The 17,527-nt window shown below is 60.1% G+C and carries 12 protein-coding genes and 1 tRNA gene; 6 read left to right on the top strand and 7 right to left on the bottom strand.

Annotated elements, in window-relative coordinates; translation table 11 throughout:
• Positions 1-134: 134 nt before the first annotated feature.
• Positions 135-758 carry a DUF998 domain-containing protein gene (locus AC3CBN_RS16800; protein WP_488634132.1) on the top strand — a complete coding sequence of 208 codons (624 nt, stop codon included), beginning with the start codon at positions 135-137 and terminating at the stop codon, positions 756-758.
• A gap of 120 nt (positions 759-878) precedes the next feature.
• Here the strand turns inward: AC3CBN_RS16800 and AC3CBN_RS16805 are convergent, their stop codons facing one another.
• The gene (locus tag AC3CBN_RS16805) at positions 879-2,774 is read right to left on the bottom strand and encodes an HAL/PAL/TAL family ammonia-lyase (protein ID WP_488634133.1); all 1,896 of its coding nucleotides are present in this window, start codon (positions 2,772-2,774) and stop codon (positions 879-881) included.
• A gap of 92 nt (positions 2,775-2,866) precedes the next feature.
• Entirely contained in the window at positions 2,867-4,249 is a 1,383-nt protein-coding gene (gene hisS, locus AC3CBN_RS16810; RefSeq protein ID WP_488634134.1) for a histidine--tRNA ligase, read from the bottom strand.
• Between the two features lie 202 nt (positions 4,250-4,451).
• On the opposite strand from hisS, the gene AC3CBN_RS16815 reads away from it, so the two are divergent.
• Positions 4,452-4,528: transfer RNA gene (locus tag AC3CBN_RS16815), tRNA-Pro, on the top strand.
• 390 nt (positions 4,529-4,918) lie between these two features.
• Here AC3CBN_RS16815 and AC3CBN_RS16820 read toward each other — a convergent pair.
• The gene (locus tag AC3CBN_RS16820) at positions 4,919-5,275 is read right to left on the bottom strand and encodes a hypothetical protein (RefSeq protein WP_488634135.1); all 357 of its coding nucleotides are present in this window, start codon (positions 5,273-5,275) and stop codon (positions 4,919-4,921) included.
• On the bottom strand, positions 5,272-5,436 hold the full coding sequence (locus tag AC3CBN_RS16825; RefSeq protein WP_488634136.1) for a hypothetical protein: 165 nt from the start codon (positions 5,434-5,436) through the stop codon (positions 5,272-5,274). Before AC3CBN_RS16825 ends, AC3CBN_RS16820 begins: the two co-directional genes overlap by 4 nt.
• A 498-nt stretch (positions 5,437-5,934) precedes the next feature.
• On the opposite strand from AC3CBN_RS16825, the gene AC3CBN_RS16830 reads away from it, so the two are divergent.
• The gene (locus AC3CBN_RS16830; protein ID WP_488634137.1) at positions 5,935-6,693 is read left to right on the top strand and encodes a hypothetical protein; all 759 of its coding nucleotides are present in this window, start codon (positions 5,935-5,937) and stop codon (positions 6,691-6,693) included.
• A gap of 45 nt (positions 6,694-6,738) precedes the next feature.
• Here the strand turns inward: AC3CBN_RS16830 and AC3CBN_RS16835 are convergent, their stop codons facing one another.
• The 3 genes from AC3CBN_RS16835 to AC3CBN_RS16845 are packed head-to-tail and all read right to left on the bottom strand — an operon-like array spanning position 6,739 to position 12,909.
• Positions 6,739-8,193, bottom strand: a complete 1,455-nt coding sequence (locus tag AC3CBN_RS16835; RefSeq protein ID WP_488634138.1) for an efflux transporter outer membrane subunit — start codon at positions 8,191-8,193, stop codon at positions 6,739-6,741.
• A 1-nt stretch (position 8,194) separates the two neighbouring features.
• Positions 8,195-11,380 carry an efflux RND transporter permease subunit gene (locus AC3CBN_RS16840; RefSeq protein ID WP_488634139.1) on the bottom strand — a complete coding sequence of 1,062 codons (3,186 nt, stop codon included), beginning with the start codon at positions 11,378-11,380 and terminating at the stop codon, positions 8,195-8,197.
• Complete coding sequence (locus tag AC3CBN_RS16845; protein WP_488634140.1) at positions 11,377-12,909, bottom strand: efflux RND transporter periplasmic adaptor subunit; 1,533 nt, start codon at positions 12,907-12,909, stop codon at positions 11,377-11,379. Before AC3CBN_RS16845 ends, AC3CBN_RS16840 begins: the two co-directional genes overlap by 4 nt.
• A gap of 625 nt (positions 12,910-13,534) precedes the next feature.
• On the opposite strand from AC3CBN_RS16845, the gene potE reads away from it, so the two are divergent.
• The 3 genes from potE to AC3CBN_RS16860 are packed head-to-tail and all read left to right on the top strand — an operon-like array spanning position 13,535 to position 17,407.
• A complete protein-coding gene (potE, locus tag AC3CBN_RS16850) occupies positions 13,535-14,866 on the top strand; it encodes a putrescine-ornithine antiporter (protein WP_488634141.1) in 1,332 nt (443 codons plus the stop codon).
• Positions 14,867-14,902: 36 nt separating this feature from the next.
• Complete coding sequence (locus AC3CBN_RS16855) at positions 14,903-15,850, top strand: amino acid ABC transporter substrate-binding protein (protein WP_488634142.1); 948 nt, start codon at positions 14,903-14,905, stop codon at positions 15,848-15,850.
• A 57-nt stretch (positions 15,851-15,907) separates the two neighbouring features.
• Positions 15,908-17,407, top strand: coding sequence for a DcaP family trimeric outer membrane transporter (locus AC3CBN_RS16860; protein WP_488634143.1), 1,500 nt, complete (start codon positions 15,908-15,910; stop codon positions 17,405-17,407).
• The last annotated feature ends 120 nt before the right edge of the window (positions 17,408-17,527 follow it).

The raw sequence follows: 17,527 nt of genomic DNA on the forward strand, positions 1-17,527 counted from the left end.
ATCGGCTCTAGACCGCGGGGTTGCCACTCGACCCTTTGGCGTATCTGCGCCTTTCCGGTCATGCTGCTGATGCCAGAACTTCCCCTGCGCGATCATCACCGCGCACCCGCAACGGCCACTGAGTAAAGCCTGTCATGCCAGCCACGCGTCACAACTTGCCGATGTCGCTGGCGATCGGCCTGCTGGCCCTTGCCTTTGCCGACTTCGCGCTCACTGGCGGCCTCCTGCAATGGCTCAGGACGGACTTGGATCCGATCGCCATGCCGCTCAGCGCCTATCTCCAGGGACCCGGTGGTGCGTGGTTACGCGGCGCGTACTATCTGATGGCCGCAGCACTGGCTGGACTGGCCTGGTCGAGCTATCGCATCACGAATGTCCGCCTGCGCAGCGGATTGGCAAGCGCGCTGTTTGTGGTCGCCGCGGTGGCGCTACCGGTGGTGGCCGTGACCGTGCTCGATGTGTCTGGACCGTCTGCCGAGCTTGCGAAATTCGCGCATGGCATGGCTGCGCAAACCACCTTCCTGTGTCTGCTAATCGGCATGCTGCGGTTGTCGTGGTGCTGGCGACATGATTCGCGCATGCGGCGCAGCGCCCTCGCCGGCTGGTTGCTGGCATGGCTGGCCTTCGTGCAGATGTGGTTGCTGGCGCTATGGAAGCAAGCGCCTCCCGGCATCATGCAGAAGCTGCTGATCGCGCTGATCCTAGCGTGGCTGAGCTGGGTCACCTGGCAACTCAAGCGCGCCCAGGAGCCGGAGTAACCACCCCTTGTGGAGACCGCGGTCGCGCACTGGACGCACTCCCGCACACATGCACCGCATAAAGGAAAAGCCCGCCTTTCGGCAGGCTTTTTCACTTCATGCACAGCAGGCCCCAGAACCTTACCCCTGCGCAAAAACCCGATCGCGCACCAACTCGCACACCTTGCGCACGTCGCCGTCCATCGCACGATCGCGTGCCATGAAACCGATATGCTGACGCAACGCATCGTGCGCCTTGCGTACGGCAGCGCCTGCGTGGAAGTCACCCACGTTGGCAAGTGCGGTGGTGAGCTGCTGCACTTCGTTGGCGAACTGCGCGTAGTTCGGGTGGCCTTCGCGCGGCGCGTTGGACACCTTGCCGGCCAGTGTCTGCCAGTCGCCGCGCGCGGCAAGGCGGCAGGCGGCGTTGAGCATGGCCTGGCGGAAATCCAGCGCCTGCGCGGCGGTGTATAGCTCCAGCGCAATCACGTAGCCAAGATCTTCCATCATCTCGAGTACATGACGCGCCTCGTTGGCGCCCATCGATACGTGGTCTTCCGCGTTCGCACTGGTCGGCACCGAATACACGCTCGCCGGATGGGCACGCGTCGCCAAGTCGTTCACCAGCGCGGCAGCCGTGTACTGGACGATCATGAAGCCGGAATCGGTACCGTCCTCGTTGCCGGTGAGGAAGGCCGGCAGGCCATCGTTGGTGGCTGGATCGACCAGCTTGTTGAGGCGACGCTCCGCAATGGAAGCGAGCACCGGAATCGCCGCCTTCACGTAACTCATCGCCAGCGCTAACGGCATGCCGTGGAAGTGGCCAGCGGAGATCACCTGGTCTTCGATGAATTCGGCGTTCTCGGCATCCGGGAAAATCAGCGGATTGTCGGTGACCGCATTCAGTTCGATGTCGATCACGCGGCAGGCCTGCGCCCACGCGTCACGCACCGCGCCATGCACCTGCGGCATGCAGCGCAGACAGTAGGCATCCTGCGGCTGGTGCTTCTTGCCGCCCTTGAACGGCAGGAAGCGCGCGTAGAACGCCTCGCGGCCGTGGCGCTGGTTGGCGGGCACCCAGTCCCAGCCGATATCGAAGGTGAGCGCCTGATCGGACGGATCGGACCACGCTTCGGCCGTCCATTGCTTGAAACGGGGCACCAGGTGATAGGGAATGTCGACCAGCGTGCTGCCGGCCAGCAATTCGCGCACGTGCGCTGCGGTTTCCACCTGGCCGGGGTGCGGACGCAAGGCGTGCACTTCCGGGCGCAACGCGCCACTGCGACCGGCGAAGGCGTCAAGCGTCATCGCGGCAGCGAGGTCGGCCAGATCCAGCAGGTGTTCCAGCTCGTCCAGCGCCAACGCCGCCGTGGCGAGCATCTGCGCCGTGCCGTTGTTCAGTGCCAGGCCTTCCTTGAAGGACAGCCGGATGGACGAAAGGCCAGCGCGCTTGAGCGCTTCGGCACCGGCCACGCGCTCGCCCTGATAAAACGCTTCGCCACCGCCCAGCAGCACGATGGCCAGATGCGACAGCGGCGCGAGGTCGCCGCTGGCGCCCACCGAACCTTTCTCGGGCACCACGGGCACAATGCCGGCATTGAGCATCGCCGTAAGCGCCTTGAGCGTCTCGACGCGGATGCCCGAATGACCGCGCATCAGCGTGTTGATGCGAATCACCAGCATGGCGCGCACGACATCAGGCGCGAACGGCTTGCCCACGCATACCGCATGGGTGGTAATGAGGTTGTGCTGCAGCTCTTCCAGCAGCGTGCCTTCCGGCTTGTCGGGATGGCCACCGGGCAGCTCGTCGCGCAGTCGATGCGCGCCCAGCAGCTTGTCGGCATTGCTGCCAAAGCCGGTGGTGACACCGTAGGTCGGCTCGCCGCAGCTCACCTTGTCGGCGAGGAAATCCGCCGCGCGCTGCACGCGCTTGAGTTGCGATTCGTCCAGCTCCACCCGCAGCCCTTGACGGGCCACAGCCACCAGTTGCTCGCGGGTCAGGCTGTTGCCGTCCAGGAGTATCGTCTTTGCCGTCATGCTTGCTCCGAGCCCGGACGGGCTTTCGTTTGAGTTTTATGTCGCTGCCGCTGCGCGGGGGAAGCGCGGCGACGGTTCGTCAGATACCGCGCTCAGGTGCCAATTTCGGCCTGCGCCAGCTCGACGCGTAGCGTCTTGATCAGTTCCGAGCGCGACACTTCGAACTGGTCCTCGCGACGCAGGTCCTTCACGGTGACCACGCCTTTGGCCAGCTCGTTCTCGCCCAGCACGATCACGAAGCGGATGCCCGCGCGATCGGCGTACTTGAATTGCTTGCCGAGCTTGCCGCCTTCCAACACCACTTCGGTGGCAATGCCGGCGCTGCGCAGTTCGCCGGCCAGCGCGAGATAGGCCGGCAATTGCGCTTCATCCATCTGCGTCACCAGCACATCCACCGTACTCTGACCGCCGCCAACCAGCCCTGCCTCGCGCAGCTGCCAATACAGACGCGTCAGGCCGATGGAAATGCCTACGCCTGGCAGCCTGGACTTGGTGTACTGATTGGCCAGGTTCTCGTAGCGGCCGCCCGAACAGATCGAACCGATCTGCGGATGGTCGTTGAGCGCGGTCTCGTAGACGGTGCCCGTGTAGTAATCCAGGCCGCGAGCAATGGAAAGGTTCAACGCATAGTGCGATTCGGGCACGCCGAAATCGCGAATCATGCCCAGCACTTCCTTGAGTTCCGCGCGACCCTGCTCCATCGCCTCCGGGCCGGGGCCAAGCGCATCGAGCTTGTCGAACGCGTCCTGCAGCGAGGTAGAACGCACCTGCACGAAGTCGAGGATCTTCTGTGCCGTCTCCGCGCTCAAGCCGAACTGCTCGCCGGTGAGCATGTCGCGCACATAATCGGCGCCGCGCTTGTCCAGCTTGTCCACTTCGCGCAGCACCAGCGTCTGCTGCTCGCTATCGGTGATGCCCAGGCTCTCGAAGAAGCCGCGCATCAGCTTGCGATTGTTGAGCTGGATGGTGAACGCACCGATGTTCAGCTCGCGGAACACGCTATAGATCACCGCTGGCACTTCGGCGTCATAACGCACCGACAGGCTGTCCTTGCCGATCACGTCGATGTCGCACTGATAGAACTCGCGGAATCGGCCGCGCTGGGCGCGCTCGCCGCGATACACGCGCTGCATCTGGTAGCGGCGGAACGGGAACGACAGATCGTGTTCGTGCTCGGCCACGTAGCGGGCCAGCGGCACGGTGAGATCGAAGCGCAGCGCCAACTCCGGCACGCCGTCGCCCTTCTCCGCACTCAGTGCGCCGGTGGACTGCACGAAATACACCTGGCGCTCGGTCTCGCCGCCGGTCTTGGTCAGCAGCACGTCGGAGAATTCGATGACCGGCGTTTCGATCGGCAGGAAGCCAAAGCGCTCATAGTTGCGGCGGATCACGTCGAGCATGCGCTGGAACGCGATTTGGTCGAGCGGCAGCAGCTCGAGCACGCCGGGCATGGTGCGGGCCGGGGTAAGCGCCATGAAATCCTCTGCTTTAGCGGTGTGAAAACGTCGATTCACCACCCCGCGGCGGTGCCGCTGGACGGAGCCGTATAGGTTAGCAGAAGGCCACCCCAACCCCGTGCCGCAAGGCCACGCACCACCTCGGCGAATGGCCTCGCTAAAAATTCGCGAGCACCCTGTTGCCAAGTTCGCGAAGGGACATTAAGATACGCGGCTCCCACGGGGTGTAGCTCAGCCTGGTAGAGCGCTACGTTCGGGACGTAGAAGTCGCAGGTTCGAATCCTGTCACCCCGACCAAAATAAGGCCTAGTAATAGGCAGAAAAAAGCCACCTGACCAGGTGGCTTTTTTATTGGGTCGCATCTGATAACAGCGTGATAACAGTACATCGGTGAGCCAAGACTGCTCTGGCCCTCGTGCTGACCACCAGATGCCCCGTTGGATGGCAGAGACCTTGATGGTGGGCATAGTTGTTGCCCTTGTCAGGACGGATTCGGACCGCATCCCCTGCCTGCAGCAACTCGGCGTAGCGGGTGCATATCCTTCCATCGCCCCAGGGCCCAGCCATTAAACCGGCCCCATTCGAACCACAGACTCCATCCGTTCGATCGGGAGACTCCTGAATAGCGTTTTATCGACCGATTTAAGGCGCATCGCCCTTAACTTTTATCAGGACGCATGGGCTGACTCAGCACTGCTGGCTTCTCATGACGATAATTAACTGCACCGCTCGAATCGAAAAGAATAGATAAAGCACCACAAGCGCAATCTGCCAGGCCCTGTGACGCCTGTTTTGCGACAGCCGACGCAAGCCATCGATGAAATTGAGTGCAACAAGCACTCCTCCCACCGCCGCTACGACATAACCCGCCTGCGCAACATCGAGTGTCCCAAGGATGGTGAGCGAATCAGATCGCTTGACCGCCTCCAGACCCGTCGCAACGAAAAGCGTAGCTACGATGACGTTGCGGGCATGATCAAAGATGACCCTCAGCCCGCCGTCGTCGAAGAGTCCTCTCGTGAGGGATTGCAGGGTTTCTCTCATGGTGAACTCCCCCAGCCTGTGAAAGCTGCAGCGTCCTGGCGGCCATGGCTCGCGGCGAATGGCCTGGCGGGACCTAGCGTCATGTGCGTGACATTAAGCTTGCTCATCAGCAACTCCAGAAGTTCGCTGTCGCCTGAAAGCTGGATCAGGTAGATGGTCATGCTTGTCGACACCACTCAGGGGTACCGGCGCGGTGCAACCATAAGGCAGTCCCAGAGCCCGTATCCAGCTGAGTCTTACTCGCCAAAGAGCGATTTCATGGCCGGGTCAAAGTGTATTTCACTGGCGACTCGATGGCTGGCCGGCGTTATTCGTGGCGACATCGCGGCGATTTAGTTGCCCGCGGAATACGCCCGATTAACGGCATGGGATATTCACCTCGCCATGACAAAAGCGAGTGCTAGCATGAACATGAGCGCTGCGTCATTGCAGGGGAAACAGCTAGCTACCGGATATCAGTCGCGGATCCCGGTCGATTGTTCGATCGAGGCCGTCCCGGATGATGTCTTTACGGATCGACTCCTAGCCATAGGAATCGCCTTGAGCGTTGATCGCCCGATTTAATCGGAGGATTTATGCGATGCGCAGGTCGTAGTGAGCTGTTTGTTTTCGCTTTGGGGATGGCTATCGCATCGCCATCGTACGCCGACGATCACCCCATGCTCGACTATATTTCGGGCAGCCTCGGATTATTCAGCAACAACACGACGGCCACGATACGGGCCGACGGCAACGTGCGAAATTCAGGCTCGGCCCTCGACTTCTCGCGCGACCTTGGTCAGGGCGGTACGCGCAGCCTTCCGTACATCGATTTGACCTGGCGCCCCTGGGAGCGTCATGAATTCGAATTCACCTACTACTACGATTCCAACGATAATTCGCGCACGCTCAACCGCACCATTGAGTTCAACGATCGCACGCTCGAAGCGGGCCTTCACCTTCGCTCGGAATTCACTCTCCACGCAGCCGCCATCAATTACCGCTACTGGGCCTGGATCGGAGATAGAGCGGCTTTTGGCATCTCAGGTGGTCTGCAGTTCTATCATTTCGACCTGAAGCTCACGGGCACGGGAACGCTGGCAACCCCCGGCGGCACAGCCAGTGCGACGGGCACGACGAGCCGCAGTGCCTCCAGCGCGCTCCCTGACCCATCGATAGGGGTGTCCTACCGTTACCAGATGGCCGACTGGGCGCGCTTTGTCGCCGACGCTGGCGCATTCAAGGCGAATATCGGAGATGTCGACGCAACCCTCTACAACGCCCGCCTCGGCGTCGAATTCTTTCCCTGGCAGAATTTCGGCGTGGTGGCTCAGTACGACTTCAACAAGATCAACGCCACCGTCAGCAAGTCAAACTTTCAGGGCGAGGCCGACTTCAAGTTCCGGGGCTTCCAGTTACTGGCAAAGGTGCGTTTCTAAAGCGCCAACACCGGGCTTATCCTGTCGAGGCAATGACGCTTATGCCTAGTGCGCCGAGGGGTGCGTATTGGGCTGCGGGCCGTTGCCTGGCGTGGCCGTGGATGCCACCGGCGAATTCTCTGTCGGCCAGCCATAACCAAGAGCCTTGTAGAGATTCACGACCTGGATCAGACGTTGTGCCTGAAGGCTCGATTGCGTCAATTGCGCATTGAACAGGCTGCGCTCGGCATCGAGCACTTCCAGATAGCTGGTATAGCCGCCTTCGTAGAGATCACGCGACAACGATGCATATTGATGCAGCGCGTTCACCTGGTCATTCGTGGCTACCAGTTGGTCCTTCGTACGCTGTTCGCCCACGAGGGCGTCATCCACATCGGCAAATGCGTTCTGTATCGTCGCCTGATAGGAAAAGAGCGCTTCCTGCTGACGCGCCTCCGCTTCCTTGACTGTGCCCGCGATGGCACCGGCGGTAAAAATCGGCATGGTTGCCGCGCCAGCGTACGACCACATCTTGGCGGGCCCCGACCAAAGCGAAGACAGCGCCGTACTGGCCGAACCGAACAAGCCTGTCAGGCTGATGGTAGGGAAATACTGCGCGCGCGCCGCCCCGATCTGGGCATTGGCCGAAACCAGCGCCTGCTCAGCCGCCCGTATGTCGGGTCGCTGGTCCAGCAGCGTGGATGGCAAGCCCGTGGGAATCTGGGGAACAGCTATCTGGTCGATCGGCTTGCCTCGCGGGATCGGGCCGGGGTTCTCGCCCAAGAGCAGTGACAAGGTATTTTCCTGTTGCGCAATCTGCTGCTCGAACGCTGATGCCGATGCCAATGCCACGGCGTACTCCGACTCCGCCTGACTGACTTGCACTTGCGACACCACCCCGCCCTGGAACCGGTCCTGGAAGAGCTTGAGCGCTGCGGCGCGGATATCGACGGTGGACTGGGCAATCAGCAAACGCTGATCGAGATCGCGCAAGCTGATATATGCCGACGCGACACTGGATTCCAACGAGATGAGCGTCGCATCTCTGGCGTATTGCGTGCCGAGCAAATCTGCGCGTGCCGACTCACGCAGCCGACGCAAACGCCCGAACAGGTCGATTTCCCACGAAGCCATCAGGCTCGCCTGCACCTGGTTGGATTCGTACGACGGTGTCAGCGGCGTAGCCGGGACACGTTGGCGGCCACCGGAAACGCCGGCACCAAGCTGGGGATACAACGCAGAACGGGTCGTCATGAGGCGGCCGTAGAACTCATCCACGCGAGCCGCCGCGCTGGCCAGATCCTTGTTCTGGGCAATCGCCCTCTGGATCAACGAGTCGAGCACAGGATCATTGAACTGCGACCACCAGTCGCCTGTTGTCACCGAAAGCGCCTGAGCATCGGTAAACCGATAGGACGCAGGTACATCGATCTCAGGCCGGTGATAATCGGGCCCCACAGCGCAACCAGCCAGGGTTACACCGCAAGCCACACATGACACCCACGCCCATGCGCGTCGCATGTCATCCCTCCTGACTGATCGACGGTGGGTCACCCGCCGGCTTGGGCGGCACTTCGTCAGGCGAAGCGGCCTTGGCGCGCTTCTTCCGCGTTGACATCGTCTCCAGTCCCCAGAAGAACATGGGGATGAAGAGCAGCGCGATGACCGTGCAACCGAGCATGCCGAAGATGATGCCCGTACCGAGCGAACGTCGACTCGCGGCGGAGGCGCCACTTGCGATGGCCAAAGGGACGCAACCAAGAATGAACGCCAACGAGGTCATGATGATCGGACGCAGGCGCAGCTTGGCCGCGTACAAGGCCGCATCGTACGGATTCATGCCGTGCTTCTCACCCACCTCGACGGCGAACTCGAAGATCAGGATGGCGTTCTTGGCCGCCAGACCAATCAGCACGGTGAGGCCGATCTGGAAGTAAACGTCGTTCTCCATGCCGCGCAGAAGAATGCCGATCAATGCGCCAAACAGCGCAAAGGGAACGGCCAGCAACACACCAAGTGGCAGTGACCACTTCTCGTACTGTGCAGCAAGGATGAGAAACACCATGAGCAGCGCGAAGCCAAAGACCGCAGCCGCGGTCGACCCGGCTTTCTTCTCTTCATAAGCCTGGCCGCTCCACTGATAGTTGAAGCCGCTGCCAAGTACTTCCTGAGCGGTTTCCTCCATGGCCGTGATGGCCTGGCCGGAGCTATAGCCGGGTGCGGCATCGCCTGTGATCTTGGCGGCGGGGAAATTGTTGAAGCGGGTGACGATATCGGCACCAGGAACGTATCGACTGGTCGTCATCGACTTGATCGGCACCATGTCGCCACTCTTGTTTCTCACGTAGAGCTGCTGGAGATCCTCCGGCCGCATGCGATATTGCGGCTCCGCCTGCATGATCACCTGGAACAGGCGGCTGCTCTTGGGAAACTGACTTATGTATAGCGAGCCGAACATGGCTTGCAGGGCGGAATACACGTCCTGCACCGCGACACCTTGTGATTCGGTGCGCTCGCGATCCACATCCACCAACAGCTGGCGAGAGTGGGCGTTGATGGTGGAGTTGACACCGCGCAACTCGGGTCGCTCCCTTGCCTTGGCAATGAAGGCGCGCACCTTCGCCTCGAGCTCCTGGTAGTTCGCATTGCCTGTGCTCTGCAGCCAAAACTCGAAACCGCCGGTCGTGCCCAGGCCCGGAATGGACGGCGGATTGACCGGCACCACGATCCCCTCATTGAAGCCAGCGAACGTTTTGCGGGCATCGCGAATGAGGTCCGGCGCCGTGCCATTTTCTCCACGTTCCTTGAAGCCCTTCAAAGACACAAAAATGGTGCCGGCATTTGCCTTGTACTGTGAGTCGATCAGACTGAAACCGATGGGAGCTGCAACCGCCTTCACCGCGGGCTGCTTCGCAAACCATTCTTCCGCACGCTTGGAAAGGTCTCCGGTCCGATCAAGGCTCGCCGCGTCCGGCAGGATCACCGCAGCGAAGAGATAGCCCTGATCCTCCACCGGCAGGAACGCGGATGGAATCGATTTGAACAAACCACCGGTGATTACGATCATTCCGCCGATCAGCAACAGCGAAAGTACGACCCGCTTGATCGCCATCTGCACGGCGCGGCCATAGCCGACTGTCAATTGTTCAAACTTTTCATTGAACCAGCGGAAGAAGCGGTTCTTCTTGTGCTCGCCTGGCTTGAGGATGATGGCGGCCAGCGCGGGAGAGAGCGTCAACGCGACCACACCCGACAGTGCCACCGATACGGCGATAGTCACCGCAAACTGCTTGTAGAGCTGCCCCGTGATACCGGACAGGAACGCCACCGGAATGAACACCGCCATCAGGACGAGCACGATGGCCACCACCGGGCCGCTGACTTCGTCCATCGCTTTTTTCGCCGCGTCCTTGGGCGACAGCTTGAACTCCGCCATGTTTCGTTCGACGTTCTCGATAACCACGATCGCATCGTCCACCACGATGCCGATCGCCAGCACCATGCCAAACAGCGTCAGCATGTTGATGGAAAATCCGAACGCGGTCATACCGATGAACGTGCCGATGATGGATACCGGCACGGCGAGAATGGGCACCACCGTAGCGGGAAAGCTCTGCAGGAACAGATAGACAATCAAAATGACAAGGATCACTGCCTCGAACAGCGTCCTGACCACTTCGACGATCGACTCGTGCACGAATTCCGTGGTGTCGAGCGCGATGTCATAGTCGAGACCCGGTGGAAAAGTCTTCTTCATCTCGGCAAGCGTGGCACGCACTTGCTTGGAGACATCGAGCGCATTGGCACCTGATTGCTGATACACAGCCAGTAGCGTGGCCGTCTTGCCGTTGTAGCGCCCTCGCAAGGTGTATTCCTTGGAGCCGAGCTCGGCACTGGCGACGTCCTTCAGGCGAACCAGGGCCGCCGCGTCGCCGGTACCACCACGAAGGATGATGTTTTCAAAGTCAGGGGCTTCTGTCATTCGCCCTTTGGTGGCGATCGGAAATGTCTGCAAGACGGGCCCATTCGTCGGTGCCTGCCCGATTCGGCCAGCGGAAAATTGCTGGTTCTGTTGAGCGATGGCTTGCTGCACATCACCCACCGTGATGCCAAGCTTGGCCATGCGATCCGGCTTCAACCAGATGCGCATCGCGTAGTCGGCCGATCCGAAGATCGAGGCCTGGTTCGCACCCGGTATGCGCTTGATCGCATCGAGTACATACACGTTGGCGTAGTTGGCGACATACGCGGGGTCAAAATCATTGTTGGGCGCATAGACGGCGATCACCATCATGAAGGCGGACGAACGCTTCTGGACGGACACGCCCTGAGCCGTGACCGCGCTGGGCAGCGTTGGCAACGCCAGGTTGACGCGGTTCTGAACATCGACCTGGGCCAGCGAAGGGTCAGTGCCGATGTTGAAGTAGGTGGTCAGGGTCAGGTTACCCGTCGAGGAGCTCGACGAGTCCATGTAGAGCATGTTGTCCGCGCCATTGACCTGTTGTTCCAGGGGCGCGGCAACATTCTGGGCCACGACGTCCGAGCTGGCGCCGGGGTAAGAGGTGGTCACCGTAATGGTAGGCGGCGCAACATCCGGAAACTGGGCGATGGGCAGGCTGACCATCGCCACTCCACCGGCGACGACAATGATGATCGAGAGCACCGATGAAAAGATCGGCCGGTCAATGAAGAAATGGGAGAAGCTCATTTGGCCTCTCCCGAGGCATTTTGGCCTGCGGGCACGAAGGTGATGTCCACGCGGCGCGCATCATCGGCCTTCCCCGCAACAACGTCCTTCGGCGGTTGAAGCTTGATCTTGTCTTCCGGCATACCCGCCACGATCAATGTGGCGCGCACGGCTTTGGCACGGGCCTCTGCCAACTTCACGTTGGTATCGTGCGATCCCGATGCATCGGCATAACCTGTGATGACAGCGCTTGCGTCGGTCTCACCGTGCCACTGCGCAACCACGGGCGCCAGTTTTGCAGCGGCCTCTTGCGAAATCTGGTCGCTGCCAACATCAAACAGCACGCTCGCATTTCCTGCGACGTGTGTCGGCTCAGGCGCATTCGCGGCCTTCTGCTGAGACGGTTGCGGCGCGGACGTCGTCGAAGCAGCGCTCGTAGCCGACGCCGAGGAGGCTGGCGAAGGCAGGGATACTGGATGGGTCTTCAGCGTCGCACCGGGAGTTACCCGGATGATGTTTTCCACCACGACGCTTTCACCAGCATGAAGCCCCGAGCGAATGATCCAGTCAGCGTCACTCCACTCGCCGGTTTCCACCACCCGTTGCTGGGCTTTCCCGTCCTTGTCGACCGTCCATACGAACGCACCGCGATCTCCCTGCTGCACGGCTTGCTGGGGAACCGCGATGGCCTTTGTCCGCGAAGCGCCCCTCAACTTGACACGTACGAATTGCCCGGGACGAAGCACTCCATCCGAGTTGGCAAAGACGGCCCTGACCAGATAGGTACCCGTCTCCGTATTGAACGACGCGTCCGCAAAGGCAATCCGCCCATGGATCGGGTACGTGCTTCCATCGGCCAACACCACCTGCACGTCGAGCATGCCGCGCGGCGGCATCTTCAGTGCCCCGGAGGCCGTCTGCGCGCGAAGCTGCAGAACTTCATTTTCGGAAAGAGTGAAATTGACCCACATCGGATCGAGTTTGGCGACGTAGGTGAGAAGGCTGTTGGCGGGATCGATGTACGAACCATCCTGCTTTTTGGCGAAGCTGGACAGTCCCGTCACCGGCGAAACGATGGTGGTGTAACCCAAATTGAGCTGGGCGCTAATGACATTGGCGCGCGCTTGTTCCACCCCGGCGGCAGCGGCCTGTTGCTGACCTTGCGCGTCGTCAAGGTCCTTCTGACTCAGCGCGTTCTTTGCGGTCAATGGGCGGACCCGATTGAGGTTTGCCTGTGCGGTATCGAGCCTTGCACGCTGTTGATTGAACTCAGCCTGGGACGCTTCCAGTGCCGCTTCAAACGGCTTACGATCCATGCGGAACATCACGTCGCCCGCATGGACCATGGTGCCCTCTTTATAGACACGCTGATCGAGAAAGCCGTTGACGCGAGCGCGTATCTCGACCTGCTGCGAACTTTCTGTCTGACCTACGAAATCGAAGATCGCTGGAACGTCGCGAAGCGACACCGTGATGACGCCCACCTCAACGGGCGCCGCGGAAGCTGGCGATGACTTGTCGCCCGAGCATCCGCACAGCGATGCAATCAAAGCAACGCCGAAGCAGACCTGCAGTCTACGTATCACGTGGACCTCCGCTGTCGGGAACCGCGAACGTGACCCCGCACGTGCGCTAGCTCCCCTTGGGGATCGGACTTAAGGACTCGTGTTTATCACGACTTAGCTATCAAGCTACGCCTCGCTCAGTGACCCTGCAATAGGACTTGGGGCAGTACTTTTTCGTAATTCGCGAACATGGTGCTCTCGTCTCTGAACCCAATGGATCACCGTTCGAATTGGCCGTCCGGAGCCGCCTTCCATTGCCAACACTCCTTTGCATTCCCTCATTCTTAAATGCATCACGGCGAATTTTCGATGGCGACAACGAGTAAATTTACTTAGACGCCGAAGAGTATTTTTTCTGTACCTGGCGAACGATCGTCATTCATTGAATGAGTTGAATAGCCGTTATTCCCGCGTCCCACATGAAACCTTTTTTCCATACGCAATCAAACTTACGAATTCACGTGCTCTTGATAAGAGCGTGCAGATAATCCGAAAAGTTGGGGAACAAATTCGATTGCTATTGCACGTGCACGGGAACGGACCGGCTAGCGGCTTGCCGCTGTGCCGAATACGTAACTCCTGAGTATCTATGGATGCAGGAGAGGGCGCGATGGCCGGCACCAAGAAAATGACCATGATGCAGCTGACCGTTCTGGTCGCTGTCAACATGATGGGTTCGGGCATCATCATGCTGCCCGCGAACATGGCGCAGGTCGGCGCCATCTCCTTGCTCTCCTGGGCCGTCACTGCAATTGGCTCCATGGCCATCGCATACGGATTCGCGCAAGCAGGCTTGTTCAACCAACGTGCCGGTGGCATGGCTGCCTACGCTGAAGACGCCTATGGAAAAGGTGGCTACTTCCTCACATTCTTCCTGTACTTTCTCTCTCTGGCGATCGGCAACGTCGCCATCGCCATTTCCGCGGTGGGTTACCTCGCTGTCTTCTTCCCTGGCATGTCGGCGACGCCGATTGCCACCTGCCTCAGTGTCATCGGGCTATTGTGGTTCACTACTATCGCCAATTTCGGCGGCCCACGAATCACCGGGCGCATCGGCGCGATCACGGTATGGGGCGTGATCATTCCAGTGGCCGGTTTGTCCATCGTTGGCTGGTTCTGGTTCAAGAGCTCAACTTTTTCGGAAGCGTGGAATCCTCAGGGGCTTAGCCTCGTCAAAGGCATGGGCTCGAGCATCGCTCTCACGTTATGGGCCTTCCTTGGAATGGAATCGGCAGCGCAGAACTCGGATGCGGTGGAAAATCCCAAGCGCGACGTGCCCCTTGCATGCATGCTTGGAACGCTCGGCGCCGCAGTGATCTACGTTTTGTCGACCACCGTCATCCAGGGCATCGTGCCAAACAAAGAGCTGGCCGAGTCCACCGCTCCCTTCGCCCTCGCCTACTCCCAGATGTTCAACCCGACCATCGGGGCAATCATCCGCGCACTGGCCATTCTCGCCTGTCTCGGCTCGCTGCTCGGCTGGCAGTTCACCATTGCCCAAACGGCAAAGACCGCCGCCGAAGACAAGCTGTTTCCGCAGTTCTTCGCCAAGACAAATCGCCTGACCGCGCCGGTGATCGGCATGATCATCATGGCCGTCGTGCAGAGCGCGATGGCACTGTCGACCGCGTCGCCCAGCCTTAGCAAGCAATTCTCCGTGCTGGTCAGTCTCGCGGTGGTGACCAACGTGGTTCCGTACATCATTTCGTTGTCCGCGTTGATGGTCATGATGCAGAAGGCTGGCGTCAATGAGCACACCTACCGAATCAACACCTTCGTTGCCGTGGTTGCGATGCTCTACAGCACCTATGCCATCTACGCATCGGGCATGGAGGCGGTTCTTGGCGGCACCATCGCGATGGCGCTCACGTTTGTGATCTATGGCTTCCTGGCGCCGCGCTTTCTGTCCCCCGTAGCGGTTGGACCGGCGCGGACTTCCTGACGTACTGACCGGCGGGCGGGACTTAAGGAGAAGCACATGCAGATCGCACGTTTCTTGACTGGCCACAAATTCAGCGTGACGTTGCTACTCATGGCCACCATGGCCTTGGCTCCGGCGCTTCTCTGCGCCCAGACGCCAGCAGCGTCGAGCACACTGGACAGAATCCGCGCATCCGGAAAGATGACGTTGGGGTACTACGCGAACGCCCGGCCGCTCAGCTACAAGGACGAATCCGGCAAGGTGGATGGCTACGCGATTGCGCTATGCCGGGAAATCGCGACAACCGTGCAGTCAAAGCTAGGGTTGTCCAACCTGGCTACGGAATTTGTTGCGGTCGATGCCCATGAGCGCTTCAGTGGGGTGGAAGAAGGACATATCGACCTGGTTTGTGGTCCGTCCGAGCCCACCCTGGCCCGCCGGGCGGAAGTGAGCTTCTCCATTCCCGTCGTCAATAGCGGTATAGCCGTCTTGATTCGCAAGGATGCCCCCGCTGCTTTTCGCGATCTCCTCGAAGGCCGCGACGCCGCTGAACGCCCGATATGGCGTGGCTCGCCGAGGCTGCAGATACTGGAGCAGCGAAATTTTGCCGTGATCGGCGGCTCCACCGCCGAGCGCCTGGTGACCGAGCGCCGCGACGAACTGAAGGTGAAGGCTGCCGTGTCCTCGGTGCCCGATCTGGAAACCGGGCTTCGCCAGGTGGTCGATGGCAAATCCGATGCATTCTTCAGTGATCGGACCGTGCTGCTGGGCCTCGTCCAGAGCGCTCCCGCAGGAAGCGACGTGGTCGTGCTTGATCGAATCTTCGACCAGGAGTCGCTTTCCTTTGTACTGAACCGCAATGACGAGGACTTCCGCCTGCTCGTCGACACGACACTCAGTCAGCTGTATCGGTCCGGAAAGATCAACACCATTTATGGGCAATTCTTTGGCGCACCAAACGCGGCCACGCGTGACTGGTTCCGGAGGGTTGCACTCCCGGAATGACTCATTCCAAATCCAGGCGCACTCCCTTGAGCCGTGCGCCTCCGTGAGGATTTAGCAATGCACAAGCGAATGCGCATCCTCGATAGGCCGAGCACCGCCCCGCATCTTTCCTTCGCATCGATGGCCTTCGTTCTTCTGGCAAGCGTGCCCGCATCGACGGCGTTTGCCCAGTCGACAGATTCATCCTCCGAACTCAAGTCAGAGATCTCGCAAATGCGCCAACAGATGCAGGCGCAGCAGCAGGTCATGCAAAAAATGCAAAAACGCCTGGATGAACTCGAAGCGAAGGAATCATCCCCGAAGGCACCAGTTGCCGCTGCGGCGCCAAGCGAACCGGCGAAGCCAGCGGTAGTGACGCCGACCTCGGCCCTTGAAGAAGCCAAGGCCGCGCAGTATCGCCCCCCGTCGGCACCGGCCGGTGTCACCGAACCACTGCCTGAAGGTTATGTCCGTCTCGGTAATACGGGAAACCTCTTGAAGATCGACCTCGTTGCGCAGGTCGATGCCATGGTCGACAACACCTACATGGGGTCGAAGGATCTGTTCGTGCCGTCGTCCATTCCGGTGCGAGGGTCACCTTTCTACGATACCGGCTGGCGCTCGAACATGAGTGCCAAGCAGAGCATTTTTCGCATGGACTTCCGCCGCGACACCGACTACGGCCTGTTGAAGGTGGTCTACAAGAACAACTTCTTCGGCAGCAGCAGCGGCGATATGCCGTACAACCTTCAGTATTTCTATGGCGAGCTGGATAACGAGCATTACACCCTTCTGGCTGGCTACAACATCTCCGCCTTTACCGATATCGACGTGTTCCCCAACACGCTGGACTATGAGGGCCCCAATTCGTTCACGTTCAAGTACGGCCCACAAATCCGCTTCTCGCCAATTCTCTACAAGCATGGCGATTCCTTGCTCACACTTCCGCTATCGATTGAAAAGCCCAACGCAGATATAGCCCCATTAGCCGTGTTCAATGGTTTCAACACCTACTCGCGGCGGCCTGACTTTGTCTTCGGGTTGCGCTGGGAAGCACCCAGCTGGCACATCCAGTGGGCCAATCTCTGGCGTGATCTCCGGGTGGAGAACGCAACAGCAGGCACCCGAGGCACCAACGGATATGCCACGCAACTCACGGGCACTACCAAGCTGTTCGAGCGTGACAGTGTGCAGGGTTGGTGGAGCAACGGGCGCGGTTATGCCAATTTCCTGCAGGATATTTCGGGCCTGGGACTGGATGCCGCACTAAATACCCAGGGCGAACTCAAGGCCATCCGGGCACGAGGCTGGGGCGCCGGCTACACACATGGTTGGACGGGCAACCTCAGCTCGAGCATGTCCTATGGTTACCTTCGCATCAGCCCAGGCTCCAATCTGCTGATCGATGACACATTGCCCAAGAGCACCAAGTTCGCGTCGATCAATCTGGCGTGGCAGTTCAGCGAGCGGGCCATGCTCGGCGTTGAATATCTATGGGGCCAGAACATTGATCTTACCGATGCGCGCGGCCAGGGCCAGCGTATACAGACGACGCTTCGCTACGACCTGAATCCATGACATGGCAGGACTCGCGCTGATACCGGTGTTCATCGCGATCAATCCACCACCCTACCGCTTCGAAAGACTTCGACACAGCAACCATGCCGTTCAAGGAATGTCATCCAAAGAACGTAACGA

The organism is Dyella sp. OK584, from assembly GCF_057787755.1.